The following is a 25,425-nucleotide window of genomic DNA, read 5'->3' on the forward strand; positions in this document are numbered from 1 at the left end:
CCGCCCGACCGACCGGCTCCGAACGCCGAGGGACGGCCGACCAGATGTCGGCGCGGTGACGGATGCCGGTTCACCAGACCGCTGACCGGAGCGTGTCTCGATCGGTCCCGCTGCCCGGGCGAGCCGTGCCGCCTGTCAGGCATGCGGGTCGCCGCCCGGCCCCGACAGGGCCGGGAACGCGGACGGTGGGGGCGGGGCGGCGGGCCGCGTGCTGGCGGCGGCGGAGGCACGAGTCGGCTGCCTGCGGCAGCGTGCCGATGTCGCCGGCCACTCCGCGAGGAAGGTGCGGCGAGAACGCCGGGCCGCCGGGGACGGCGGCGCGCTGTCCACCCGCCCTGAGCCGTCGCCGCCGTGGCAGCCGGCGAAGGCGGTGGGGCAGGCCTGCGCGACGGGTCGCGCACCGGGACCGGTGGAGTAGGTCGGCGCTTCGGAGGACCGTGCCGACGTCGCCGGTGGCGTACCCGCGGAAGGCGCGGCGCGCGCGCCGGTCGACGGCCGCGTGGGCGAAACTGCCGTCGGCCCCGTGACAGCAGGCGACGGCGGCGGTCCGAGCTGGGACCGGCCCGACACGGCGGCGGGCCGGAGCGCGGGAGCCGCGTTCCCGCCGGGGCCGGCGGCCGCGGCGGGGCCGTGCCCGGCTGGGTCTCCCGTCGGCGGGGGGAGAGCCGGGCACGGCCGCGGAGGGTCGAGTCGGTGTGGCGTCCCGCTCAGCCCTCCGCCCGCTGCCGGTGGCGGCGCGTGGCACCCGTCGCCGCCGCTCCGGCCGCGGTCATGAGGACGGCGCCGGTCAGCAGGCCGGCGACCGGCGTCTCGTCGCCGGTCGCGGCCAGGGCACCGCCGCTGGCGCCGCCGAAGGCGCCGGTCGGGGTGGTGCCGTCGCCGCCGGTGCCGCCCTGGTCGGAGCCGCCGGGCAGTTCGGCGTCCTCGTCGAGGGCGAGGGTGACGGTCACCGGGTCGAGTTCCTCGCCTGCCGGGTAGAAGCCGGCGAACGCCTCGGCGCCCTCCGCGGTGAGCGTGGCGGGGACCGCGTCCAGCGCCAGCACCTCGCCGTCCGGGACGAGCGCGCTCGCCGGCACGTCGAGGTCGGCGACGGCGATGTCGTCGTACTCGTTGACCTCGCCGGTGTCCATGTCCTTGGACGACACGTCGGCCGTCAACGCGGCCCCGTCCGCGGTGACCCGCACCGAGAGTCCGTCGAACGACAGGTCGAGGGCGCCCTCGTGACCCGTGAAGCGGACGCCGCCGGCGAACGCGGCGTCGAGCGCGGCCGCGTCCCCGTCGAACTCGCCCTCCGCGTCGGGGAAGCGGTAGCCGGCGGCCACCTCGCTGGCGCCGCCCGCGAGGGCGACGTCCCCGTTCGCGATCGGCCCGGTGACGTAGGAGCGGAACGACTCCTTGACGCCCCAGTCCAGCGTCCCGTCGTGCACCGTGCCGGTCACCGCGGCCGGGTCCTCGCCGTTCGGGTCCTCGGCACCCGGGTCCTCGCCGCCGGGCCCCTCGGTGCCCGGGTCCTCACCGGCGGCGGCCGTGACGGTCAGGGTCGCGGGATCGAGTTCGGTGCCCTCGGGATACATCGGCTGCCCGTTGTACTCGAACGCGGTCGCGCCCTCGGCGGTCAGCGTCGCCGGAATGTCGGCCAGCACCACCGCACCGCCCTCACCGCCACCCGGGGTCACCCCGGAGAGGTCGAGGGCGGCGAACTCGACGTCCTCGGTGGTCTCCCCGGCGACCGTCACGTCCGCGACGATCGCGCCGCGCTCGGTCCCCTCGGTCACCACCCGCAGCCCCGCGAGTTCGAGGTCCAGCGTGCCGCCGTGTCCCGTGAAGTGGACGCCGCCGGCGAAGGAGGCGTCCACGGAATGGGTCGCCAGATCGTAGTCGCCGGTGCCGCCGGTGAACCGGAAGCCGGCGTCCGGATGTTCCTCGGCGCCGTCCGCCAACGTGATCTCGCCGTGCGCGATCGGGCCCGTGACGTAGGAGCGGAACGACTCCTTGACGCCCCAGTCCAACGTCCCGTCGGTGATCTCGAGCAACGACGTCGGCGCCCCGTCGGCGGCGAGGGCCGGGGTCGCGAACGCGGTGGCCGCGAGCGCCGTCGCGGTGGCCGTCAGCAGTCGGAGGCCGGCCCGCGGGAGCCTGCGCGACGCGTGCGGTCCGGGGTGGGCGACGTGGGCAGTCATGACGTGATCTCCTCGGTGTTCTGGGAACGGGTGCGGCGCAGGATGAGGAAGGCGGAGACGGCCAACACCGCCGCCGCCCCGGCACCGGTGACGATGAGCGGCAGGTCAAGGGAGCCGCCGGAGTCCGTGGCGTCGGCGGGGCCGGCCGGGTCCTCGCCGGCGGCCGGGTCCGCGTCGGTCCGGGCGTCCGGCTGGACGGTCGCGGTCGGCTCGCTGCCGAGGTCGGGCAGGGCCGGGAGCTCGGCGGCGTCGTCCAGGGCCACCGCCAGGGTCACCGGATCCATGGCGTCGCCCGGCTGGTACAGCCCGGCGAAGGCCGCGGCGCCCGCCTCGGTCAGCTCGGCCGGCGCCTCCTCGATGAGCAACAGGCCGTCCTCGGAGGTCAGTTCGGCGGCGGGGGCGGGGAAGGTGACCAGCGGCTGGTCGCGTTCCGGCGCTCCGCCAGCGGTGCTGACGTCGGCGGCGAGAGTGCCCGTGCCGTCCGCCACGGTCACGGTGACGCCGCTGAGTTCGAGGTCGAGGCCGGTGCCGGTGAACCGGACGGAGCCGGCGAACGCGGCGTCGAGCGTGCCGGCCGCGAGGTCCAGGCCGCCCTCACCCGCCGGGAAGCGGAAGACCGCGCCGCCGTCCCTGGCGCCGTCGGAGAGCCGCCATTCGCCGGCCGCGACGTTCCCGGTGACGTACTCGCGGAAGGTCCGGCGCACGCCCCAGTCGACGGCGGCGTCCACGAAGGCGCCGTCCACCGTCCCGTCCGAGCCGTCGCCGTCGGGGTCGTCCGTCTCGGCCGGTTCGGACGGCTCCGTCGGCTCGGGCTCCGGGTCCCGGGTGTCGGCGGTGAACGCCACCGGGTCCAGCTGCTCGCCGGCCTCGTAGAAGCCGGCGAAGGCGAAGGCACCGTCCTCGGTGAGGGTGGCCGGGATCTGGGAAACCGCGAGTTGGGTGCCGCCGCGCAGGTCCACGCCGGTCAGGTCGAGGGATGCCAGCGGCACATGCGTGGCGTCGCTGATCCGGCCGGTCTCCCGGTCGCGGCTCCGCATGTCGGCGTAGAGGGTGCCGGAGTCGCCGGAGATCCGCACCTCGGGATCGCTGAGGGTGAGGTCCAGCTGGTACTCGCCCGTTTCGGTCTGGTGGCCGGTGAACCGGACGCCGCCGGAGTAACCCGCCGTCACCTCGCCCGAATCCGGGTCGTAGTCGCCGCTCGCGGAGTGGAAGCGGAAGCCGCTCTCCCCCACCGTGGTGGCGCCGTCCAGCAGCTCCCAGCCGCCCTGGGCGACGGGCCCGGTGAGGTAGGTCTGGAACGATGCCTTCACGCCCCAGTCGAGCCGCCCGCCGGCCACCGTCCGCTCGGTGGCGGTCGCGCCGGTGGCCGCGGTGGAGGCGCCGAGCAGCTGCGGCAACAGCGTCAACGGCCACGCCACGAGCACCGCGAACGCGAGCTTGCGCAGCATCGAAGGTCCCTCCCAGCGCCGAGCCTCGGCATCCGAACTAAGGTTAGGCTAACCTAAGCCATGTTCGTCGCAGGGGAAAGGCGGGATCGCGTGATTCACCGGCACCGACGACTTCTCGGAACTGTGGCCGCCTCGTTGGGCCTCGCGGTCGCGCTCGTCGGCTGCGGGGGCGCCGCGGACGCGGGGCGTCCGGACGACGGCGGCGCGTCGACTCCGGCGACGGCCGACCGGGTCGAGCCGCTGCCGGGCCCCGCGCCCGAGCCCGCGCTGCCGGTGACCGTCACCGGCGCGGACGGCGCGGAGCTGACCGTCGCCTCCGCCGAGCGGATCGTCCCGCTGTCCGGATCGCTGTCGGAGATCGTCTACACCCTGGGGCTCGGTGAGCGGGTCGTCGCCCGCGACGTCACCGCCACGTTCGAACAGGCCGAGGATCTGCCCGTGGTGACGCGAGGTCACGACGTTTCCGCCGAGGGCGTGTTGTCGCTGCACCCGGACGTGGTGCTGGCCGAGGCCACCACGGGCCCGGCCGAGGCACTGGAGCAGATCCGGGACGCCGGAGTGCCGTTGGTGGTCCTCGATCCGGCCCTGGAACTGGCCGACGTCGAGACCCGGATCGCGGCGGTGGCCGAGGCCCTGGGGGTGCCCGCGGCCGGCCGGGAGCTGACCGAGCGCACGGCGGACCGGGTGGCCGCCGCGCGGGCCGAGGTGCCGGCGGGCGACGACCCGCCGCGGGTGGCCTTCCTCTATCTCCGCGGCTCGGCCTCCGTGTACCTGCTGGGCGGCGCCGAGTCGGGCGCGGTCTCGCTGATCGAGGCGGCGGGCGGCGTCGACGCGGGGGCCGAGTCCGGCCTGGAGCGCGACTTCACGCCGATCACCAGCGAGGCGCTGGCCGCGGCGGCGCCCGACGTGATCCTGGTGATGACGAAGGGCCTGGAGTCGGTGGGCGGCGTCGACGGGCTGCTGGAGATCCCGGGCGTGTCCCAGACCCCGGCCGGCATGGACCGGCGGATCGCCAGCGTCGAGGACGGCGTGCTGCTGAACTACGGCCCGCGCACGGACCAGGTGATCGCCTCCCTGGCCACCCAGTTCCACGACGCCGCTTCCCGCGGATGAGCACCCCGAGACTCGCCGGCCCGGCCGACCCGAGCGACCCCGGCTCCCCGAGCGGGCCGGGCAGACCGAGCGGGCCGGGCGGACCGGTGTCGCGGGAGTCACCGGCGACCGGTGGGGCCGGGCAGCCGGACCCGCCTCCGGCCGACCCGGAGGCGAAGGCGGTGACTGCCGACACGGAACACGACGGGCCACCGGAACGACCGGTGCGGGCCGCCGTCACCGCGGAGCCGGCGCCGACCGGTCAACGCCGGTCGCCCGGCGTCCCGCCAACGGGCACCCGGCGCCTCAGGACCAACCCGCCGGCCGGCCTTGACCGGAACGAGTCGGCCCTGCCCACCTGGCCGCGGGGCGGGGAGGCGCCGCCGCACGGTCAGGCCGCCGCGTCCGACGCGGCACCGGCGTCCGCGCCCGGCCACCGGCCCGGTCCGTCGATCGGGTCCGTGCCGACGCCCCGAGACGCGACCGACACCGCCCCCGCCGCGAAACGCACGCCCGACACCGACCCGCACGTGGCACGAGCAGTCAGGACGGATCCGGATGGGGCGAGCGCGACCGAGCCCGACCCGCACGCCGGGACCGCGACCGAGGCCGACCCGAGCGGGTCGGCCTCGGTCGCCGGGCGGCGGACCGGGGAAGGGGTCGAGGGGGGTCCGGCGCCTGCCGACCGGTCCCCCGAGCCGGCGCCCGAGTCACCGGGCCCCGACACCGGCACCGGCCCTGGCTCGGCCATGGCGGCGAAGGAGCCTTGGTCCGTCGGCCGGCGCCCGGGCCCGGAGCCCGGTGCGGCCGTCCGGCGGGCCGGACGGCGGCATCGGGACGGGCGTGCGGCACGCGGGAGAAGCGGCAAGCGCTCCGCGTTGCTCGGCGGGATGGCGGCGGCGTTGGTCGCGGTGGCGCTCGTCGCGATGTCCGTCGGGGCGTACGAGATCCCGCTCGGGGACGTGCTGGCCTCGTTGCGGCACCGGGTCGGTCTCGGCGGGGCGCCGCTGGACCGGGTCGGGGAGAGCGTGCTGTGGGACGTGCGGCTGCCGCGCGTGGCGCTCGCCCTGCTGGTCGGCGCCTCGCTCGGCTGCGCGGGGGCGTTGACCCAGGGGGTGTTCGGCAATCCGCTGGCCGAGCCCGGCGTCATCGGGATCTCCGCCGGCGCCGCGGTGGGCGCGGTCGCGGCCATCGCGTTCGGCGTCGAGTTCCTGGGTACCTGGACGGTCACCGCCTGCGCGTTCGTCTCGGGGGTGGTCACCGTCGCGCTGGTGTACGTGCTGTCCCGGTCGGGAGGCCGGACGGAGGTGGTCACGCTGATCCTGACCGGGATCGCGGTCAACGCCTTCGCGGGCGCGCTGATCGGGCTCTGCGTCTTCTTCGCCGACAACGCCCAGGTCACCCAGATCACCTTCTGGCAGCTCGGCTCGCTGGCTCAGGCGACCTGGCCCAAGGTGCTCGCCGTGCTGCCGTGCGCCGCCGTCGGGCTCCTCGTCGCCCCCGCCTACGCGCGCCGGCTCGACCTGCTGGCCCTGGGCGAGCGGCCGGCCCGGCACCTGGGCGTGGACGTGGAGCGGCTGCGGCTGGCGCTGGTCGTGGTGGTCGCGCTGCTGACGGCGGCGGCCGTCGCGGTGGCGGGCATTCTGACGTTCGTCGGGCTGCTGGTGCCGCATCTGCTGCGGATGGTCGCGGGACCCGGACACCGGCTGCTGCTGCCGGGCAGCGCGCTCGGCGGCGCGTTGGTGCTGCTGGCCGCGGACCTGGTGGCGCGCACCGCCGCACAGCCCGCCGAACTGCCGCTGGGCGTGTTGACCGCGCTGATCGGCAGCCCGTTCTTCTTCTGGCTGCTGCGCGTGACCCGGCGCCGTCACGGGGGATGGGCATGAGGGTCCGGGGCGGCGCGCACGACCGCGCGCGGCGGCTCTTCCGCCCGCGCGCCCCGCACCCGCCGGAGCCGCCGGTCGCGGGCGCGCCGCTCGCGGAGGCGCGCGGGATCGCGGTGCGGCTGGGCGAGCGTCTCGTGGTCAGGGACGTCGACCTCACGGTGACCGCCGGTCAGCTGCTGGCGCTGGTCGGCCCCAACGGCGCGGGCAAGTCGACGCTGTTGGCGGCCCTGGCCGCCGACCTGCCGGTCGCCGCCGGCACGTTGACGATCGCCGGCCGCCCGGCCGCGGCGTGGCGGCCGCGCGATCTCGCGCTGCGCCGCGCGGTGTTGCCGCAGACCGCCACGCTGTCCTTCCCGTTCACCGTGGCCGAGGTGGTGCGGATGGGGCGGGCGCCCTGGGCCGGGACCGCCGCCGAGGAGGCGGACGACGCGGCGGTGGCCGAGGCGATGGCGGCGACCGAGGTGGCCGACTTCGCCGGCCGGCCGTTCGCCGCGCTCTCCGGGGGCGAACGGGCCCGGGTGGCGCTGGCCAGGGTGCTGGCCCAGCGCGCGCCGCTGGTGCTGCTCGACGAGCCGACGGCGGCGCTCGACCTGCGGCACCAGGAACTGGTGTTGCGGCTCTGCCGGGACCTGGCGGCGCACGGCCACGCGGTGGTCGTCGTGCTCCACGATCTGGGCCTCGCCGCGGCGTACGCGGACCGCGTCGCCGTGCTGCTGGAGGGCGGAATCGCGGCGGCCGGTGAGCCCGAAGAGGTGTTCTCGGAGGGGCTGTTGACCCGCGTCTATCGCCATCCGATCGAAGTGTTGCACCATGCGAGCACAAACGTGCGATTGATCGTTCCAAGGCGACCCGAACAAACCAGCCCTTGAAGCAGGCGGTTTCGGAAAGTTTCACCAAACGACAGCCGAACAGTCGCCGAATGCCCTAACCTTTTCTGGGTCGTACAGGTCGTAGTGACTCGTACACGGAACCTGGCGCGTACTCACACGGGGAGATGAGGACGCGCTTTTCTTGACCCAGTATCACGCGGCGCCACCGCACCAGTACCGAACGATCATCGCTCGCCTTCATCGGACCCGGACTATTGGGGGGTTCATGCGCCAACCGGACCTGTCGCGCCCGGAAAGCTCCCGAAGACCAGGCGTGGCGGGATGCCCCGTCATGCCCCGTCGCGACACATCTCCCTGGTATGCACCACTTGCCCTCTCCGTCGATGCTATCGGCGTCTTCGCCCCCGTATTAGTGATCTTCACAATTCACGGGGAGCGGCGCCCGCTCGCCGCCGCGGTCGTCGCCGCACTCTGCTGGATATCCGTCCGGGCCGCACACCGCCGCTACGGCGGACGGACCCTGGGCGTCGGAGAGTTCCGCGGCCTGCTGGCCGCCGTGCACGACTGGCTCGTCCTGCTCGGGGTGCTGGCCGCGCTCCGCGCGCTGACCGGCGAGAGCTCGTCCCTCTCGAACGCCGCCCTCGCCCTGTGCCCCGCCCTCCTCGTCACCGGCCTCAGCGGCTGGGCGATCCACCGACACCTGGTGCGGCAACGGCACCAGGCCCGGGCCGTGCGCCGGGTGTTGGTGGTCGGCGAGGCGGGCCCGGTCGAGGCCGTGTCGGCCCAGCTCGCGGCGCGCACCGACCATCCGTACGTCGTCATCGGCACGGTGCCGGCCGGCACCGGCGTGCTGACGAGCGGCATCCCCGAGCTCGGCCGGCTGCCCGACGCCGCGTCGGCGCCCGAACCGGCCGAGGCCGCGGCGGACCGGCCCGCCGCCCTGGCCGCACCCCTCGCGCCCGACGTCCGGCCGGTCGATGCGCCGGGCGATCTGGTGCCCGACGGGCCCGAGGGCGGCACCGTGGTCGCCGCCGCCCGGCGGAACGGCGCGGACCTGGTGCTGATCGTGCCCGGCAGCCAGCTGACCGGCGAACGTCTCCGGCGCCTCGTCTGGGCGGTGCAGGACGCCGGCCTGGCGCTGGCCGTCAGCTCCGGGCTGGTCGAGGTGGCCAGACGCCGGATCACCGTGGCCACCGCCGCCGGGCTCAACCTGCTGCACGTGGCCGCGCCGCAACGCCGGGGCCCGCAGCCGCGGATGAAGGCGACGTTCGACCGCGTGGCCGCCGCGCTGGGGCTGATGGTCCTCGCCCCGCTGATGGTCCTGCTGGCCCTGGCCGTCCGGGTCGACTCGGCGGGGCCCGTGCTCTTCCGGCAGACCCGGATCGGCTACCGCGGGGAGCCGTTCACCCTGTGGAAGTTCCGCACCATGGTGAACGGCGCGGAACGGCTGCGTCCGGCCCTGGAGCGCGCCAACGACCTGTCCAGCGGGCCGCTGTTCAAGATGCGTCGGGACCCGCGCTGCACCCGCGTCGGGCGGCTGCTCCGCCGCACCTCGCTGGACGAGCTGCCGCAGCTGATCAACGTGCTGCGTGGGCACATGTCGCTGGTCGGACCGCGCCCGCCGCTGCCGGAGGAGGTCGCCCGCTACGGGGTGGTGGAACTGCGCCGGCTCGGCGTGCGGCCCGGGATGACCGGGTTGTGGCAGGTCAGCGGGCGCTCCGAGCTGTCCTGGGACGAAGGGCTCGCGCTGGACCTGGCTTACGCGGACAACTGGTCGATGACCGGAGACCTGGACGTGCTGGCCCGCACGATGCGGGCCGTCGTCGACGGCCGCGGCGCCTACTGAAGAACCACACCGCCCCGCCGGGCCCGTGCCACCCCCCACAGCAACACCCGACCACCGGGACCGATCAACGCGCGCCGCGCACGCCCGCGCGGCGCCGGATCCGCACCACCCGTTCCACCCCGTCGCAACCCCGCTTCGCCCCGCACACCCCGCTCCACCCCGCACCCCTCCGAGCACCGCCACACACGCCCTCACAGGCCACCCCGGACCGAACGGGGCCCCGTCCCGCTCGGCCCGGACCTCCCTAGGAGCCGCTGTGCCGCCACCACTCATACGTCTCGCGGATCCCCCGCCCCAGCGGGATCCGCGGTACGAAGCCCAGCTTCCGCAGCCGGGAGACGTCCAGCATCTTTCGTGGCGTCCCGTCAGGCCGCGTCGTGTCCCAGCCGATCCGACCCGAGAAACCGACGGCTCCCGCCACCATGCCGGCGAGTTCGGCGATCGTCAGGTCCTCGCCGCAGCCGACGTTGACCGGCATCTCGTCGTCGTACCCGCGCAGCAGCAGCAGACAGGCCCGGGCCAGGTCGTCGCTGTGCAGGAACTCCCGGCGCGGGGTGCCGCTCCCCCACAGCACCACCTCGGGACGGTCCGCCTCCCGCGCCTCGTGGAAGCGGCGGATCAGCGCGGGCAGCACATGAGAGGTCTCGGGGTCGAAGTTGTCCCCGGGCCCGTACAGGTTCGTCGGCATCGCGGCGATGTACGCCCGCCCGTACTGCCGGCGGTAGGAACGCACCTGCGAGATCCCCGCGATCTTCGCGAGGGCGTAGGGCTCGTTGCTCGGCTCCAACGGCCCCGTCAGCAGCGCCTCCTCGCGGATGGGCTGCGGCGCGTGCTTCGGATAGATGCACGACGAGCCCAGGAACAGCACGCGGTTGACGTCCGCCGCGTGCGCACCGGCGATCACACTGAGCTGGATCTGCAGATTCTCCTCGAGGAAGGGCACCGGGAACCGCTGGTTCGCCATGATCCCCCCCACCTTGGCGGCGGCCAGCACCACGGCGTCCGGGCGCAGCCGGGTCAGGAAATCCCTGGTCCGCGCGGCGTCCCTCAGGTCGAGCTGTTCCCGGCTCCGCGTGATCACCTCATGGCCCTCGGCCGCCAACAGGCGGGCGACGGCCGAACCGACCAGGCCACGGTGTCCGGCGACGAAGATCCGGGCGTCGGGCGACAGCAGCGTGTCCGGCGACGAGGCCGGCACAGCGTGTTCATCTCTTCTCATCATGACCACATCTTCCCGCTGGGGGGTCACATCATGGCCAAGACCGCAGTTATCACCGGGGTTACCGGACAGGACGGCTCGTATCTCGCCGAACTCCTCCTGGAGAAGGGGTACACGGTGCACGGTGTGGTGCGCCGCTCTTCGTCGTTCAACACCGAGCGGATCGACCACATCTACCAGGACCCGCAGCAGCCGGGTCGCACGCTGGTGCTGCACCACGCCGACCTCACGGACGGGGTGGCCATGGTCAACCTGCTGCGGGAGCTTCGCCCTGACGAGGTGTACAACCTCGGCGCCCAGTCCCACGTTCGGGTGTCCTTCGACTCCCCCATGTACACGGGCGAGGTCACCGGGCTCGGCACCCTCCGGCTGCTGGAGGCGCTCCGTGCGAGCGGCATCGACGCCCGGATCTACCAGGCCTCGTCCTCCGAGATGTTCGGCGCCGCCCCGCCGCCGCAGAACGAGCGCACGCCGTTCCATCCGCGCAGCCCGTACGGCTGCGCCAAGGTGTACAGCTACTGGTCCACGGTCAACTACCGTGAGGCGTACGGGATGTACGCGGTGAACGGCATCCTGTTCAACCACGAGTCGCCGCGCCGTGGCGAGACCTTCGTGACCCGCAAGATCAGCCGGGCGGTCGCCCGGATCAAGGCGGGCCTGCAGGACCGGTTGTTCCTCGGCAACCTCGACGCGGTGCGCGACTGGGGCTACGCGCCCGAGTACGTCGAGGCGATGTGGCGGATGCTGCAGCGGGACGAGCCGGACGACTACGTGCTCGCCACCGGGGTGCCCGCCAGCGTGCGGGAGTTCGCCCAGGCCGCCTTCACCGCCGCCGGCCTGGACTGGACCGAGCACGTGCGCTTCGACCCCAAGTACGAGCGGCCCAGCGAGGTGCACGCGCTGATCGGTGACGCCGCCAAGGCGCGGGAGCTGCTGGGCTGGCAGCCGGCGGTCCGCTGGCGGGAGCTGGCCGAGCTGATGGTCGAGGCCGATGTCGCCGCGCTGGACGCCGAGTTGCGGGGGGCGCATGTTCGTATCGATCGGTAGAAGCATGCGCCCCGCGCGCTGGGCGCGCACCTGACTGTCCACAACCAAACGAACGGTTCGGTGGTCTCATCCGAGAGACCACCGACCGTCCGGGGGGAAGGGATCGTGGCGTCGCATCTCTCCCTCCGTGACACGGCCAACTCCGCTCCCCATGAAGCACCTTCACCACCCGCATTGCCCCGCCCGCCAGGCGGCAGGTCAGAAGACGGAGACGAATCCAGCGCATGAGCAGACACGCACGGCCAGGAACCAGAACGTCAGAAAGACGGTTCGCGCAGCGCAGACGCCCGCTGGCGTACGGCGCCACGCTGCTGCTGACCGCGGGAGCGCTCGGCAGCATCACCGGGGCATCGGCCCCCAGCGCCCTGACTCCGCCGCTGAGCATGACGGCCGACACGCTGCCCACGTGGCAGACGAACGGAATCGTCTACAGCATGGCCGAGGCGAACGGGGTTGTCTTCGTCGGGGGCACCTTCTCCACGATCCGGCCGCCCGGCGCCGCACCCGGCACCCAGGAGCAGGAGGCGGTGAACTTCGTCGCCTTCGACGCGGCCACCGGCCAACCGACCGACTGCGAGCTGTCGTTCACCGTCGGCTCCGGCACGGCCCAGGTGCGGGCGCTCGCCGTCTCCCCCGACAAGGAGACGCTCTACGTCGGCGGCACCTTCGGCACCGTCGGCACGCCCTCCGGAAGCGCCGGCGCGTCCAGCGTGGCGGCCATCGACATCGACAGCTGCACCCGGGTCTCCTTCGGTCCGGCCGCCAACGGCATCGTCCGCAGCATCGCCGCCACCGAGGACCGCGTCTATCTGGGCGGCGACTTCACCGAGATGAGCGGCGAGTCGCACTCCCGTTTCGCCGCGGTGGACACCAGCGGCGAGGTGCTGGACTGGGAGGCCGACGCCGACGAGGTCGGCAAGGCCGTCGAGGTCACCCCGGACGGTCAGCACGTGCTGCTCGGCGGCGACTTCTTCGAGGTGAACAACGCGAGCACGCACGGACTCGCCGTGGTCAGCGCGGACACCGGCGACGTGGAGCAGACCTATTCGAACAGCTTCATCGGGAACTCGTCCACCATCCAGGACATCACCACGGACGAGAACGGCTTCTACGTCGGCGCCGAGGGCTCGGGCGGCGGCGTGTTCGACGGCCGGATCGCGCTGAGCCTGGACACCTTCGACGAGGTGTGGCGGGACACCTGCCTGGGCGCGACCCAGGGGCTCGCCGTCCACCAGGAGGTGCTCTACAGCGCCCACCACGCCCACGACTGCTCCAGCATGGGCGAGTTCCCCGACCAGCCGCGCTACCACCTGTTCGGCCAGTCGGTGTTCGACCCCCAGCTCCTGGGCTGGTTTCCGAACACCAACGACGGGCTCGGCGAGGCGCTCGGCCCGCGGGTGCTGGCGGTCGCCGAGGACGTGCCGGACGAGAGCCGCGACTTCCTGTGGGTGGGCGGCGGCTTCACCACGGTCAACGGGGTCTCGCAGTGGGGCCTGACCCGCTTCGCCTCCTCCCCCGACAACGGCGACCCGAGCGTGCCGGAGACGCACGCGGCCAGCATCAGGCCGGGCGAGATCGATCTGACGTGGCGGGCCAGCCAGGACATGGACGACAGCCTGATCACCTACAACGTCTACCGGGACGGCGGCAGCCAGCCGATCCACACGGTGTCCGAGGAGTCGCTGCCCTGGTCGCGGCCGCAGCTGACGTTCACCGACACCGGGATCCCGGCGGGTGAGAGCCACAGCTACCGGATCACCGCGACCGACGGCGCCGGCAACGTCAGCGCGCTGTCCCCGCCGGTCACGGCCGTCTCCGCGACGTCCAGCCAGCCGTACGTGGACGCCGTGCTGGCCGACGACCCGCTGCTGTACTGGCGGTACGACGAGCCGGCGAACGACTTCGCCTCGGACGCCTCGGGCAACGGCAACAGCGGCGTCCACAAGCTGGGCGTGGACCCCGGGACCACCCCGCCGGCCGTGCAGGGCCCGAACGCCGCCGCCGCGACCTACGACGGCGTGGACTCGTACACCTACGGCGACGACGTGGTCTCGGGCGTCACGCGGTTCTCGCTGGAGACCTGGTTCAGAACCACGTCGACCGAGGGCGGCAAGCTCATCGGCCTGGGCGACCGGATCAACCAGGAGAGCTACAGCCACGACAACAACGTCTACATGCTGGACGACGGCGAACTGCAGTTCACCGTGTACAACGGCAGCTACCGCACCGCGACCTCCGACGACGAGTACAACGACGGCGAGTGGCACCACCTGGTCGCCTCGGTCGGCTCGGCGGGCATGGAGCTGTACGTGGACGGCGAGCGGGTCGACCGCAACACCCGCATCACCTCGGGCCGCAACCTCAACGGCTACTACTGGCACACCGGCGGCGACAGCCTGGACCGGTTCCCGAACCAGCCGGACAGCGACTACTTCGCCGGCCAGCTGGACGAGACCGCGATCTACGGCAGCCAGCTGTCCGGCAGCCGGGTCGACGCGCACTACGAGGCGGCGTCCGCGCCGACCGACACCGTGACCCAGGTGACGGCGAGCGCCGACACCTACGTCAACGGCTCGGCCACCACCACGAACTACGGCGGCCACCAGCAACTCGCGGTGCGCGGCAGCAGCCCGTACGAGAGCTACCTCAGCTTCGACCTCCCGACGGCCCCCGAGGGCACGGTGCTGAAGGGCGCCGCGCTGCGGGTCCGGGTGGGGAGCGAGGCCATCTCGGGCTCCACCGACAGCTTCCAGGTGGTCCCGATCACCGGCGACTGGACGGAGTCCGGCACCACCTACGCCACCAGACCCTCGCTCGGCGAGCCACCGGTGGGCACGCTCAGCTCGCCCGACGCGGCGGGCGGGGTGTACACCGTCCCGCTGGACACCGCCACGGTGGCGGCGGGCCTCGGCGGCAGCACGGACATGGCGCTGGTGGGCGGCGGCACCGACAGCCTGTGGCTGTATTCCAGCGAGGCCAGCCAGACCGGGTATCAGCCCGAGCTGGTGCTCACCTTCGGGAGCCCCTGATGCGACTCTTCGGATGGGCCCGACTGGCGGCCGCGGTGGTGGCGGCGGCCGCCACCGTGGCGGCCGCGGTGGCGCTGTTCGGCGCCTCCGGCGGGAGCGAGAGCACGGACGACGAACCGTCCGGGCAACAGACCACGGCGGTGGCCGGCGAGGCCGACGACGGCATCCCGGACGAGACCCTGGCGACCGACGAACTAACGCCGGCGGAGGGCGAGTTCAGTGACGACGAGCTCGCCTACCTGACCGACCGGGTGCCGGTCGGCGTCGACCCGGCGGCGATGCTGCAACTGGGCCTCGACGCCTGCGACCGGATCGGGTACCTGGACCGCCACGAACCCGACGCGGTGGCGGAGGCGGTCCGGGACGGCGAGATCCCGGAGGCCGAGGGCGCCGTCGAGCATCTGTGCCCCGAGTACGCCGACCTGCTGGCCGGCGCCGATGCCGATGCCGATCCCGATGCGGAGGACCAAGGGTGACCAGGCTACCGATCGCGGTCGTCATACCCACCAAGAACGAGGCGGCGAACATCACCGGCGCGGTGCGCTCGGTCGTCGACCACTTCGCGGTGGTCGCCGTGGTCGACTCCGACAGCGACGACGACACCCGGGTGCTGGCCAAGGCGGCGGGCGCCGAGGTGGTGCCGTACACCTGGGACGGCCGGTACCCGAAGAAGAAGCAGTGGTGCCTGGACCACGTGCATCCGGAGATCGACTGGGTGCTCTTCCTCGACGGCGACGAGACGCCGTCCGAGGAGCTGGTGTCCGAGCTGTACCGCATCTTCCTCGACGGACGCCCGGTGAAGCCGGCCGCGTTCGACATCCCGCTGGGCTACTGGTTCGGCGGGCGGCGGCTGCGGCACGGCTACACCATCGTCAAACGGGCGTTGATGGACCGCACCCGGACCCGGTTCCCCGAGCCGGACGACCTGGACGCGCCCGGCATGGGCGAACAGGAGGGCCACTACCAGCCGCTGGCCGAGTCGGCGCACCGGCTGCGGGCCCCGATCGAGCACTGCGACCTGGATCCGGTGCGCACCTGGTTCGACCGGCACAACCGGTACTCGGACTGGGAGGCGTGGCTGGAACGGAACCCGGCGGTGCGGGAGCAGATCCGCGTCGCCAAGTCCCGGCAGGGGCAGATCTTCCACCGGGCGCCGTTCAAGCCGCTGCTGTCGTTCGGCTACGCGTACCTCGTCAAGCGCGGCTTCCTGGACGGCCGGGCCGGCCTGGACTACGCGCTGGCGATGAGCTTCTACCGCTGGCAGATCGGCCTGAAGACGCGCGAGCTGCGCCTTCAGGAGGCGGCGGACGGGGCCGGGGCGCCGGAGCGGACGCGGGAGTAGACGTCCAGCAGCGTGTCCACCACGGCGTCGATGGTGAACCGCTCCTCGACGAGCCGCCAGGCGGCCAGCGACGCCTCGTCGTTGGCCGCCGGGTCGAGGAGTTCGAGCACGGCCCGGCCGATGTCGGCCGGGCCGCCGGCCACCACCCGTCCGGCCCCGGCCCGCGCCACGTCGGGGGCCAGCCCGGTGGTCTCGGTGACCACCACCGGCGTGCCCACGGACATCGCCTCCAGCACCGCCATCGAGAAGGCGTCCTGGATCGACGGCACCACCAGCACGCTGGCGCGCCGCAGCTGGTCCAGCACCTCGGGCGCGTCCAGCGCCCCGAGGTGGTCCAGGTTGCCGCGCACGCCCAGCGACTCGGCGAGCGCCAGGGTGTCGGCCAGCGCCCCGGTGTCGGGCCCCGCCAGCACGAAACGGGCCGTCGGCTGTCCGGCCAGCACGGCCGGCATGGCGCCGACGAAGTCCTCGGGGCGCTTGCCCGCCTGCACCCGCGCCAGGTAGAGCACGCGCGGCGGCTCGCCGCCGGTCAGCATCCGGCGCGGCTGCCGGGCCACGCCGTTGACCAGCCGGTACGCGGGCGCGATGGGCGCCGGCGCGACCACCTCGGCGGTCTCCCGCCGCTCCCGCTCGGTCAGGTGCAGCACCGCGTCGGCGCGGCGCAGCACCCGGCGCACGCCGAGCGCGTCCACCACCCGGGCGACCGGCTTCTCGGTCGGGTCCACCATCCCGTGGGTCTGCAACACCAGCGGGGTGCCGGCCTGGAGCGCGAGCAGGGCGAGTGGCAGGGTGATCAGGTCGCGCATCAGGTGCACGTGGACGACGTCGGCGGAGCGCACGTATCCCCAGGCGCGGGCCAGGAGTTCGGGGGAGGTGATGCCGCTCACCTCGAACCGGGGCGCGACGTGTCGCGCCTGGAACAGCCGGACCGGCACGCCCTCCACCTCGCGCGGCAGCACGCCGCCGTCGAAGCCGTCGGCCAGCGCCACGAGCACGGCCCGCTCGCCGCGTTCCCGCAGTCCGCGGCAGAGGTTCAACGCGACCCGGGTCGGTCCTCCGAACGCGTGCGTCGGCGTGTGCAGCGTGACGACGTGCAGCACCTTCACAGCGGCTCCCCACCCTCTTCCGGTATTCCCCGCCAACTGGCCCCACCCTAGCGGGAGTCGGGCGCCCGCCCGGGGCGTTCCGCTCGGATCCGGGCACCGACGCGGGCACCGATGACGGCTCGGCCGCGTCCAAGTGACCAACCAGGGTTGGCGAGGGGCGAGGAGGCGGCGATGCGGGTGGGATCGGCGGTCGGCAGGGTCGCGGCGGGTGTGGCGCTGCTGGGCCTGGCGCTGGCCGGGTGCGGCAGGGAGTCGGCGGATCCGGAGCCCGCACCCGAGCAGACGAGTGGGGACCAGACCGGCCGGGACGAGAACGGCGGAAACGAGACCGGCGGGGACCAGACCACCGGAGACCAGACCGACGGGGACCAGACCACCGGGGACGAGCCGGACGCGGACGAGCCGGCCCGGCTGTCCGGGCCCGTGGCGCTGTCCATCAGCGGCGGCTTCGCGGGCGTGAACGAGGGCATCGAGGTCGACCCGGACGGCGACGTGCGGGTGCACGACGGCGACGACCCGCGCCCCGCGGCCGCCCTGACCGAAGCCGAACTGACGGAACTCGCCGAGGCGCTGGCCCGGGTGGACTTCGACCAGTTGCCGGCGGCCAGCATCGACGACCAGGCCGCGGACATGTTCCACTACCTCTTCGATTACGACGGGCGCTCGCTGCTCACCGACGGAAGCGAGGAACTCGGCCCGGTGGACGACGCCATCGGCCTGCTCGGCGGCCACCTCGACGACCGTCGGACGACGGACTGACGGCCGCTGACCGGATCCGGCACACGGGGCGCCGGGGTGCACCAGACTGGACCCCATGACGGTTGACCTGGTGGGGCGGGAGTCGGCGCGGCGGACGCCGCCGACGCGCCCGTTGCTGTCGCTGCCTCTTTCCGTGCCGCTGATCGGCCTGATCGTCGGCGGCCTGCCGCTCTTCGTCGCGGCGCAGCCGGGTGAGGGGACCAGGGACACCGCGTTCTGGCTGCAGTTGGCCGTGGCCTGCTACGCCGGGGTGCGGCTGTGCGCGATGGTGCTGTCAGGACGGCGGCGGCTGGTGCAGGGCGCGTTCTGGCTGTTCTGCTATCTGGCCATGGGCATCGCGCCGTTGGCGCAGAGCGTTCTCGGCCGCGATCCGACGCCGGTGCTCGGGCCGCGTTCCGACACCCTGCTGGCCACCGTGCTGGTGCTGTCCGGGATGGTCGCCTTCGACGTGGGCGCGCTGCTGGCCCGGCACCGGCCCTCGTTGCGCAGCCGCCGGCGCCCGGCGGCCAGCGTGCACCGGTGGCGGCTGTACGTGCTGGTCGCGTTCGCCTACGTGGCGAGCACCGCGTTCATCCTCCGGGTGGGCGGCCCCGACGTCTTCTTCACCAGCCGCGAGGGCATCAGCGACAGCCTCAGCGACGCGACCGGCGCCGAGACGGGCGAGGCGAGCAACGCGCTGCTGCGCGGCTTCGGCACGGTGCCCGCGCTGCTCGCGCTGCTGTTCCTGACCCGTTGGCTGGTGACCTCGCGACACGCCAGGCAGCGCCCCTCGGTGGTGCTGCCCTGGGTCGGGCTGCTGGTGCTCAACGCGATCGTCAACAACCCGATCTCCAACCCGCGGTACTGGTTCCTCACGGTGCTCTTCGCGCTGCTGTTCACCGTCTTCCCGCGCAGCCCGGTGATGTACCGGGCGGCGCTGGCGCTCGGCGTGGTGATCGCGCTGCTGGTGTTCCCGTTCTCCGACCGCTTCCGCTACGACGAGCAGGGGCAGCGGCCGATGGAGACCGGCTCGCTGCTGGAACCCCTGGTGGTCAAGGACTACGACCAGGTCAACATGTTCGCCAACACCATCACCTATGTCGCCGACGGCAACGGCCACTCCTACGGCGAGCAACTCACCGGCGCCGTCCTGTTCTTCGTGCCACGCTCGATGTGGGAGGCCAAGCCCGAGGACACCGGCTTCGTGGTCGGCGGCTGGATGGGCACCGACAGCCCCAACCTCTCCTCGCCGCTGTGGGCCGAGCTGTGGCTGGACTTCGGCTCGGCGGGCATGCTGGCCGGTTTCCTGGTCGTGGGGTACCTGGCGGCGCGCACGGACCGGCGGTACGTGCAGCGCACCGTGGACGATCCCTCGCCCGGCAACGTGCTGGCGGTGGTGGCGCCGGTGCTCGCCGGTTACAGCTTCATCCTGCTGCGCGGCTCGCTGCTCCAGGCGTCGGGGCGGATCGGCATCGCGCTGATCTGCCTGGCGCTGGTCACCACGTTCCGCCAGGACTCCGGGTCCCGGCTGACCTGACCGCGCCCGTGCCGCGGCCCGCCCGTGCGGCCGGGGCCGGCGCGCACCCTTGACCGGAGACGGCCCGCCGCCCGATGCTCATGTTCGCGTCACGCTCACTCGAACGCGTGACCATCGAACTCGCGCGCCCCACACGTCGTCGAGCATCGGAGTCGGGATGAACCGCTCACCGCGCCGCCTGCTGCCCCTGGTCCTCTGCGGCACCCTGGCCGCCGTCCTGTCGGGGACGGCCTCCGCCCAGGCCCGAACCGCCGCCGAACCGGCGGCGGCCCCGGACATAGCCGTCGCCGACGTGCAGGCGCATCTCGCGGAGCTGCAGGCCATCGCCGACGCCAACGGCGGCAACCGCGCCCACGGCCAGCCCGGCTACGTGGCCTCCGTGGACTACCTGCAGCAGGTGCTCGACGCGGCCGGCTACGAGACCACCCGGCAGGAGTTCACCCAGGGCGGCGCCACCGGCTACAACCTCATCGCCGAGTGGCCGCACGCGGCCACCGACGAGGTACTGATGGCCGGCGCGCACCTGGACTCGGTGAGCGCCGGGGCCGGCATCAACGACAACGGCTCGGGCTCGGCGGCGGTGCTCGAGGTGGCCCTCGCCGTGGCCGAGGCGGACTACCAGCCGCAGGAGCGGCTGCGCTTCGGCTGGTGGGGCGCGGAGGAGCTCGGCATGCTCGGCTCGGGCCACTATGTCGCGCAGCTGTCGGACCAGGAGCTGGCCGGCATCACCGGCTACCTCAACTTCGACATGATCGCCTCCCCGAACGCGGGCTACTTCGTCTACAACGACGATCCGGCGATCGAGGCCGTGTTCACCGACTGGTTCACGGCCAGGGGCATCGAGACCGAACCCGCGCTGGAGGCGTCGGGCCGCTCCGACCACGCCCGTTTCGCGGCCGCCGGGGTCCCGGTCGGCGGGCTGTTCACCGGCGCCGGCTACGTGATGACGGACGAACAGGCCGCCAAGTGGGACGGCACCGCGGGCGAACGCTTCGACCCGTGCTACCACCGCGCCTGCGACGGGCTCGACAACGTCAACGAGACGGCCCTGGACCGGAACGCCGACGCCCTCGCCCACGCGGTCTGGGAGCTGAGCGCCGGCTGAGACACCGGCTGAACGACGGCGTGGTACGCCTCGGCGGGCGGAACCGGCGGCCGGTCGCCGGCATCCAAGCGGCATGACCAGAACCCTGACCCGCGCCGCCGTGGCGTTGGCGCTGGCCGCCGGCGCGCTCGCCGGCTGCGCCGGGACCGACGAACCGGCCGCCGCCGACCGCGCCCCGAAGTCCGCCGACCCGCTCGCAGACCCCGAGGTCCTGGGCGGTACCCCCCAGGCGGTCCCGTTCCAGCTGTACACGCACTGCGGGATCGACGAGGCTCGCGTCGGCTCGACGTACTACGAGGCGGTGACCCCGCTCTCCGACGGTGCGGGGAGCCCGCCGGCGGGCTGGGACAACCCGGTCCAGCAGGGCTGGATGACCGTGGTGTCCGACACCAGGGCCGTCTTCACCGACGACGCGGGCCACGAGGTGGCGTTCCGCGTCCGGCCGGGGGCGACGTCGTTCAAGAACCTCTGCCAGTAAGGGCAGTCAGGAGGGCCGCCAGGGGGCCGTTCGGCGGGTGCGGGCGGTCCCGGATCAGCCGGCGACGCCCTCGGGGCCGGCGTCGGGACCCGGGCGGGCGTAGGTGACGCGCACCTCCAGCGCGGCCCGCGCCCAGCTGGCGGTGGCCTTCGCGACCGAGCCGAGGCACAGGCCCCAGGCCGCGCCGAGGATGCCGCCGAGCGCGTAGCCGACCAGCAGGCAGACCACGGTCAGCGCGGAGAACACCAGCTGGATGCCGAGGGTGGCGCGCGGGTTGAGCACCCGCAACGCCAGCAGCCCGCAGGTGCCCAGGGCCATCGCGGCGTACTGGCTGCCGGTGGCCGGCAGCAGTTCGGAGGCGGACCGCCAGGTGTCGCCGAGCAGTTGCCGGCCCGCGACGTCCGGCAGCAGCGCCAGCACCAGCGCCCAGCAGGCGGCCAACGCGGCCAACGCGCCGCCGGCCGCGAAGGCGGCGCGGGCCTTGGCGGCCCCGCCCGGCAGCCGGTTGAGCTGCGGCGGTCCGAAGCCGGTGGCCGCGTTGAAGAGCACGTTCAGCGGCCCGAAGAGCGTGCTGGCGCCGCGCAGCGCGCCGACCGCCAGCGGGTTGGCGAGCAGGCCGAGGCCGACGATGGCGGCCTGTGACCCGGCGTTGCCGACCCCGAACTCGACGACGAAGCGCCGCCCGAGATGCCGCCGGTCGGCCACCAGCGCGCGGGCCTCGGCGAAGGGCAGACCCGCGCCGCGGGTGACCCAGACCAGCAGCGCGCCGCCCAGCAGCAGCGCCGGGAACGCCGACAGGCCCCAGGCCACCACCATCCGCGCGGCGCCGGCCCCGTCCGGCTGGACGGCGAGCACCGGCACCGCCACCACCAGCCGCAGCACGTCGGCGGTCAGCGCGAGGCCGGGACGGCGCAGCAGCGAGAAGGCGTAGCGCATGCCGTCCTGGGTGAGCAGGATCGGCAGCACCAGGCCCAGCGCCCCGAACTCCGGTGCCAGCGGCGCCAACAGGAGCAGCAGCACGCCCACCGAGGCGGAGCCGGCCAGGGTGACCGTCACGGAGCTCCGGCAGTCCCGGCGCAGTTCGGCGTCCGTGCCCTGGCGGAGCACCAGGGACTGGCCGAGATAGGCGGTGAACGCGCCGAGCAGCAGCGCGAAGACCGTGTAGACGACCGCGAAGTCCGCGAAGTCCGCGGCCGTGGACTGGCGCGCCGTGACCACCACGACGACGATGTTGGTCAGCGCGGCGACGCCCTGGTCGGCGGCGGACACGGCGACGGCGCCGCGCAGGCCGCCCAGTTCGGCGAGGCGGCCGCGGCGATGGGTTCCTCTGCTGCGCTTGCGCATCACGGCCTGTTGGTGCGGTCTTCCAGTTCGGTCGGGTCGAGGATGCGCAGGCCGAGTGTCTCGGAGTTGACGTCCTCGCGGTCCGGCTTGCGGTCGGACTTGCGGTCCGGCTTCCGCTCGGGCTTACGGTCCGGCTTCCGCTCGGGCTTGCGATCCGGCTTCCGCTCCGGTTTGCGGTCCAGTTCGGCGGCGCGCTCCGCCCGGGCGCGCGCCGCGAGCAGCGCGGCGGACTCCGCCGGCGCGCGGCTGCCCTGGGCCGCGCCCTTGGGCGCGGGCTGCGCCGCCTCGGACGTCGCGGTGCCCTGCTGCGCGCCGTCCCGCACGTCGTCGCTGCCGGTGCCCCAGGAGTGCAGCACGGCGCCCAGCAGCATCCCGCCGGCGCCCACCACCAGCTCGCGCACCCGCGCCAGATCGTCCCTGCGCACCTGTCCGGGGTCGCAAACCACCAGTACCCCGTCCACCCGGTCGATGAGCGCGATCGCGTCGGCGTAGGACAGCACGGCCGGGGCGAGCACCACGACCACCGCGCCCTTGGTGTCGGCGTGGCTGATCAGATGGGTGGCCGCCGGCGAGGTGAGCGCGCGCGGCACGTTCCGCACCCGCAGGCCCGGCACCAGGTCGAAGATCCCGGACTCCCCCGCGTCTATCGGGACGCGGAGCCCCGCCGGCCAGCCGCCGGCCGTCTGCTCGTCCGGGGTGGCGGCCCAGCCGGGGCGCACGCCGTCGGCGTGCCGCAGCTGCTCGATCAGCTTGGGCGTGCGCAGGTCCGCCTCGACGAGCAGGGCGTCCAGGCCCATCTCGGCGAACGCGGCGGTGAGGTTGACCGAGGCGGCCAACGGCGTCTCTATGCTGCCCCGCGGGGCGATCACCAGCAGCCGGCGGCGCTGCGCGAACCACTCGTCGTAGGCCAGCCGGAACGCGACCGAGCGGTACTCCTCGGCCAGGCGGCCCTCGGCGAGCAGCTGGTCCGGATGGCCGCGCCCGGTGCGCGGCAGCACGCCGAGCACCGGCGCGCGCAGCGCGCGGGTGACGTCGCCGGGCGAGCGCACCGTGGGGTCGAACACCAGCCGCACCCAGGCGGCGAGCAGACCGATGCCGATGCCGAGCACGTAGCCGAGGCCGAGCAGCAGCGGCAGCCCGAGGCCGGCCGGGTCGCCCGGCGGCGTGGCCTCGGTGATGACCCGGCCGCCGGTGGTGTCCAGCGCCTGCAGGCTGGAGATGCTGGCGTTGATCTCGGAGATCTGGCCGGTCACCGACGACAGGTCGGCGAGCGCGCTCTCGTAGGCGGCGGTGCCCTCGAACGTCGCGTCGAGTTCGGCCTGGATGTCGTCCCTGCGGTCCAGCAGCGGTTCCCGCTGGTCCTCCAGGGACGCCACCGAATGGGCGATGGACTCGTCGGCGTCGGACTGCCGGTTCGCGAGGTACGCCTCGGCGAACGCGTTGGCGCGCTCGGCGGCGGCCTCCGCGTCGCCGGCGGAGTAGGCGAAGCGCAGCACCTCGGTGTTGGGCGGGTTGGTGACGGACAGGCCGCGGGTGAGCTCCTGGGCGTCGCCCGGCACCCCGAGCAGCCGCGCGGCGCGCTCGGCCACGGTGTCGCTGGAGGCGGTGCGCCGTTCCGAGCCCATCGCGACCTGGTCCACCGGCTCGCCGGCGAACGGGTCGGCGGTGGGCATCCGGACGGTGATCTCGGTGGTGGCGATGTAGGTGTCCTCGGCGGTCAGCCCGAGATAGCCGCCGCCGGCCAAGCCGAGCAGGATGCCGCAGACGATCAGCAGGCGGTAGCGCAGCAGCTGCCGGAACTGGTCGCGCAGCAGGTCGGGCTCGTCGTACGCGCTCGCCCCCGAGCGCCCGTCGTCCCGGACCCCCGCCATCTCCCTCATGCGCTGCTTCCGCCCTTCGTGCCACCGGTACCCGTCGTGTCGCGCGCCTCGCCGGTGGCCGATGCCGCGTCGTGGACCGTGTGGCTCTGCCTACCCAACGCCTCGTCAAGCAACGCCGTCATCCGGGCGAGTCCCGCCGCGCTGGACAGCTGGTCCCTCGCGTAGCCGAGGCCCGCGGCGCCCAGCTCGTCGGCGGCCGCCGGATCCGCGGCGAGCGCGCGGGCGGCCGCGGCCAACGCGGCGGGGTCCTCGGGCGGAACCAGCCGGCCGGCGCCCGAACGGCGCAACTCGTCGGCGGTGCCGCCGTGTTCGGCGACCGAGCCGAGCACCGGTCGGCCGGCGGCGAAGTAGGAGGTGAGCTTGGAGGGGACGCTCATGTCGAGCACGGTGGCCCGCTGGGTCACGGCCAGCACGTCGGCGGCGGCCAGCACGTCGGGGAAGTCCTCGGCGGCGGCCGGCGGCAGGAACTCCACGTTCGCCAGCCCGGCGGCCAGTCCCTCCAGGCGCGGCCGCTGGCTGCCGTCGCCCATCAGCACCACGTGCAGTCGGGGTTCGGCGCGTGCGGTGTCCACCAGCACCTCCAGGCCCTGTTTCAGGCCCATGTTGCCGGCGTGCAGCAGCACCGTGCGGTCGCCCCAGCCGAGCCGGGCCCGGGTCTGGGCGGGCGGCGTCGTCGGCTCGGCGATATGGGACCAGTTGGGAACCAGTCGTATTCGCTCGGGGCGCACGCCCAGGGCGCGCACCCGCTCGCGGAAGGTCTCGTGGATGACGCCGACGAGCGTCGCGCCGCGCAGCATCCGGCCCTCCACGGCCGCCGCGGCCCGGGCCGCCCGCCCTCCGCCGCTGATGCCGCTCTGCTCGGCCGCGGCGCCCATCAGGTCCTGCACGACGGGCACGAAGGGCACCCCGTGCCGGCGCGCCAGCCGAGCGGCGAGCACGCCGCCGGCCAGGCTCGGCACCTGCGCGACCACCGCGTCGAGGCGGCCCGTGCGCGGCGGCGCGAACAGGCCGCCGGCGAGGATGGACGCCTCGTACAGGGCGCGCCTGGCCGCGGACTGGCGCGGCGGAACCGTGTGCCGGCGGCGGTGCACGCGCACGCCGCCGCGGGTCTCCGTGGTCCGCCAGACACCGCGGTACTCGGGCGCCAGCCGCCAGGCCGGATAGTGCGGCAGGCCGGCCAGCACGTGCACCTCGGCGTCGCGGGTCGCGGCCCAGTGCTCGGCGAGCTGCGTCGCGTACGGACCGATACCGGCCTGCTCCGGGGCGTAGTTGGTGGACACCAGCAGCAGCCGTTCACGATTCACGCGAGCTCCCTCCC

The 25,425-nt window shown here is 74.0% G+C and carries 19 protein-coding genes; 12 read left to right on the forward strand and 7 right to left on the reverse strand.

Annotated elements, in window-relative coordinates; translation table 11 throughout:
* Window positions 1-707 precede the first annotated feature (707 nt).
* Complete coding sequence (locus tag ABGB06_RS17045) at window positions 708-2,180, reverse strand: HtaA domain-containing protein (RefSeq protein ID WP_347590102.1); 1,473 nt, start codon at window positions 2,178-2,180, stop codon at window positions 708-710.
* Window positions 2,177-3,628, reverse strand: coding sequence for an HtaA domain-containing protein (locus tag ABGB06_RS17050; RefSeq protein ID WP_347590104.1), 1,452 nt, complete (start codon window positions 3,626-3,628; stop codon window positions 2,177-2,179). The genes ABGB06_RS17045 and ABGB06_RS17050 overlap by 4 nt, the downstream gene beginning before the upstream one ends.
* Before the next feature lie 60 nt (window positions 3,629-3,688).
* Between ABGB06_RS17050 and ABGB06_RS17055 the strand changes: the two genes are divergently transcribed.
* The 4 genes from ABGB06_RS17055 (at window position 3,689) to ABGB06_RS17070 (ending at window position 9,282) form a co-directional block, all read left to right on the forward strand.
* Window positions 3,689-4,741 (forward strand): ABC transporter substrate-binding protein, encoded by a 1,053-nt coding sequence (locus tag ABGB06_RS17055; protein WP_347590106.1) that lies wholly within the window; start codon window positions 3,689-3,691, stop codon window positions 4,739-4,741.
* 728 nt (window positions 4,742-5,469) lie between these two features.
* The gene (locus ABGB06_RS17060) at window positions 5,470-6,606 is read left to right on the forward strand and encodes an iron ABC transporter permease (protein ID WP_347590476.1); all 1,137 of its coding nucleotides are present in this window, start codon (window positions 5,470-5,472) and stop codon (window positions 6,604-6,606) included.
* Window positions 6,603-7,475 (forward strand): heme ABC transporter ATP-binding protein, encoded by an 873-nt coding sequence (locus ABGB06_RS17065; protein WP_347590108.1) that lies wholly within the window; start codon window positions 6,603-6,605, stop codon window positions 7,473-7,475. The genes ABGB06_RS17060 and ABGB06_RS17065 overlap by 4 nt, the downstream gene beginning before the upstream one ends.
* A 292-nt stretch (window positions 7,476-7,767) precedes the next feature.
* The gene (locus ABGB06_RS17070; protein WP_347590110.1) at window positions 7,768-9,282 is read left to right on the forward strand and encodes a sugar transferase; all 1,515 of its coding nucleotides are present in this window, start codon (window positions 7,768-7,770) and stop codon (window positions 9,280-9,282) included.
* Between the two features lie 244 nt (window positions 9,283-9,526).
* On the opposite strand, the gene ABGB06_RS17075 is transcribed toward ABGB06_RS17070, so the two are convergent.
* A complete protein-coding gene (locus ABGB06_RS17075) occupies window positions 9,527-10,504 on the reverse strand; it encodes a GDP-L-fucose synthase (RefSeq protein WP_347590112.1) in 978 nt (325 codons plus the stop codon).
* A 30-nt stretch (window positions 10,505-10,534) separates the two neighbouring features.
* Between ABGB06_RS17075 and gmd the strand changes: the two genes are divergently transcribed.
* The 4 genes from gmd to ABGB06_RS17095 all read left to right on the forward strand — a co-directional run bounded on the left by gmd (window position 10,535) and on the right by ABGB06_RS17095 (window position 15,919).
* A complete protein-coding gene (gmd, locus tag ABGB06_RS17080; protein ID WP_347590114.1) occupies window positions 10,535-11,548 on the forward strand; it encodes a GDP-mannose 4,6-dehydratase in 1,014 nt (337 codons plus the stop codon).
* Window positions 11,549-11,772: 224 nt separating this feature from the next.
* Window positions 11,773-14,577: a DNRLRE domain-containing protein gene (locus ABGB06_RS17085; RefSeq protein ID WP_347590116.1), complete on the forward strand. Its 2,805-nt coding sequence runs from the start codon at window positions 11,773-11,775 to the stop codon at window positions 14,575-14,577.
* Window positions 14,577-15,053 (forward strand): hypothetical protein, encoded by a 477-nt coding sequence (locus ABGB06_RS17090; RefSeq protein WP_347590118.1) that lies wholly within the window; start codon window positions 14,577-14,579, stop codon window positions 15,051-15,053. The genes ABGB06_RS17085 and ABGB06_RS17090 overlap by 1 nt, the downstream gene beginning before the upstream one ends.
* Complete coding sequence (locus ABGB06_RS17095; RefSeq protein WP_347590120.1) at window positions 15,050-15,919, forward strand: glycosyltransferase; 870 nt, start codon at window positions 15,050-15,052, stop codon at window positions 15,917-15,919. Before ABGB06_RS17090 ends, ABGB06_RS17095 begins: the two co-directional genes overlap by 4 nt.
* On the opposite strand, the gene ABGB06_RS17100 is transcribed toward ABGB06_RS17095, so the two are convergent.
* Window positions 15,871-17,025, reverse strand: a complete 1,155-nt coding sequence (locus tag ABGB06_RS17100; RefSeq protein ID WP_347590122.1) for a glycosyltransferase — start codon at window positions 17,023-17,025, stop codon at window positions 15,871-15,873. The genes ABGB06_RS17095 and ABGB06_RS17100 overlap by 49 nt on opposite strands.
* Window positions 17,026-17,196: 171 nt before the next feature.
* Here ABGB06_RS17100 and ABGB06_RS17105 point away from each other — a divergent pair, with 171 nt between their 5' ends.
* The 4 genes from ABGB06_RS17105 (at window position 17,197) to ABGB06_RS17120 (ending at window position 20,883) form a co-directional block, all read left to right on the forward strand.
* Window positions 17,197-17,784, forward strand: coding sequence for a hypothetical protein (locus ABGB06_RS17105; RefSeq protein WP_347590124.1), 588 nt, complete (start codon window positions 17,197-17,199; stop codon window positions 17,782-17,784).
* A gap of 55 nt (window positions 17,785-17,839) precedes the next feature.
* Entirely contained in the window at window positions 17,840-19,300 is a 1,461-nt protein-coding gene (locus ABGB06_RS17110; RefSeq protein WP_347590126.1) for an O-antigen polymerase, read from the forward strand.
* A gap of 157 nt (window positions 19,301-19,457) precedes the next feature.
* A complete protein-coding gene (locus ABGB06_RS17115; RefSeq protein ID WP_347590128.1) occupies window positions 19,458-20,405 on the forward strand; it encodes a M28 family metallopeptidase in 948 nt (315 codons plus the stop codon).
* A gap of 73 nt (window positions 20,406-20,478) precedes the next feature.
* Window positions 20,479-20,883 carry a hypothetical protein gene (locus tag ABGB06_RS17120; RefSeq protein WP_347590130.1) on the forward strand — a complete coding sequence of 135 codons (405 nt, stop codon included), beginning with the start codon at window positions 20,479-20,481 and terminating at the stop codon, window positions 20,881-20,883.
* Window positions 20,884-20,937: 54 nt separating this feature from the next.
* Here ABGB06_RS17120 and ABGB06_RS17125 read toward each other — a convergent pair whose 3' ends face one another.
* From ABGB06_RS17125 to ABGB06_RS17135, 3 genes are read right to left on the reverse strand one after another with little or no spacing between them, the layout of a single operon-like run.
* Window positions 20,938-22,227 carry a hypothetical protein gene (locus ABGB06_RS17125; protein WP_347590132.1) on the reverse strand — a complete coding sequence of 430 codons (1,290 nt, stop codon included), beginning with the start codon at window positions 22,225-22,227 and terminating at the stop codon, window positions 20,938-20,940.
* Window positions 22,227-24,107 (reverse strand): lipopolysaccharide biosynthesis protein, encoded by a 1,881-nt coding sequence (locus ABGB06_RS17130; protein WP_347590134.1) that lies wholly within the window; start codon window positions 24,105-24,107, stop codon window positions 22,227-22,229. Before ABGB06_RS17130 ends, ABGB06_RS17125 begins: the two co-directional genes overlap by 1 nt.
* A complete protein-coding gene (locus ABGB06_RS17135) occupies window positions 24,104-25,390 on the reverse strand; it encodes a glycosyltransferase family 4 protein (RefSeq protein WP_347590478.1) in 1,287 nt (428 codons plus the stop codon). Before ABGB06_RS17135 ends, ABGB06_RS17130 begins: the two co-directional genes overlap by 4 nt.
* Window positions 25,391-25,425: the final 35 nt, after the last annotated feature.

Origin of the sequence: Streptomyces sp. B6B3, from assembly GCF_039871525.1 — a bacterium.
In the GTDB taxonomy this organism is placed as follows: domain Bacteria; phylum Actinomycetota; class Actinomycetes; order Streptomycetales; family Streptomycetaceae; genus Streptomyces.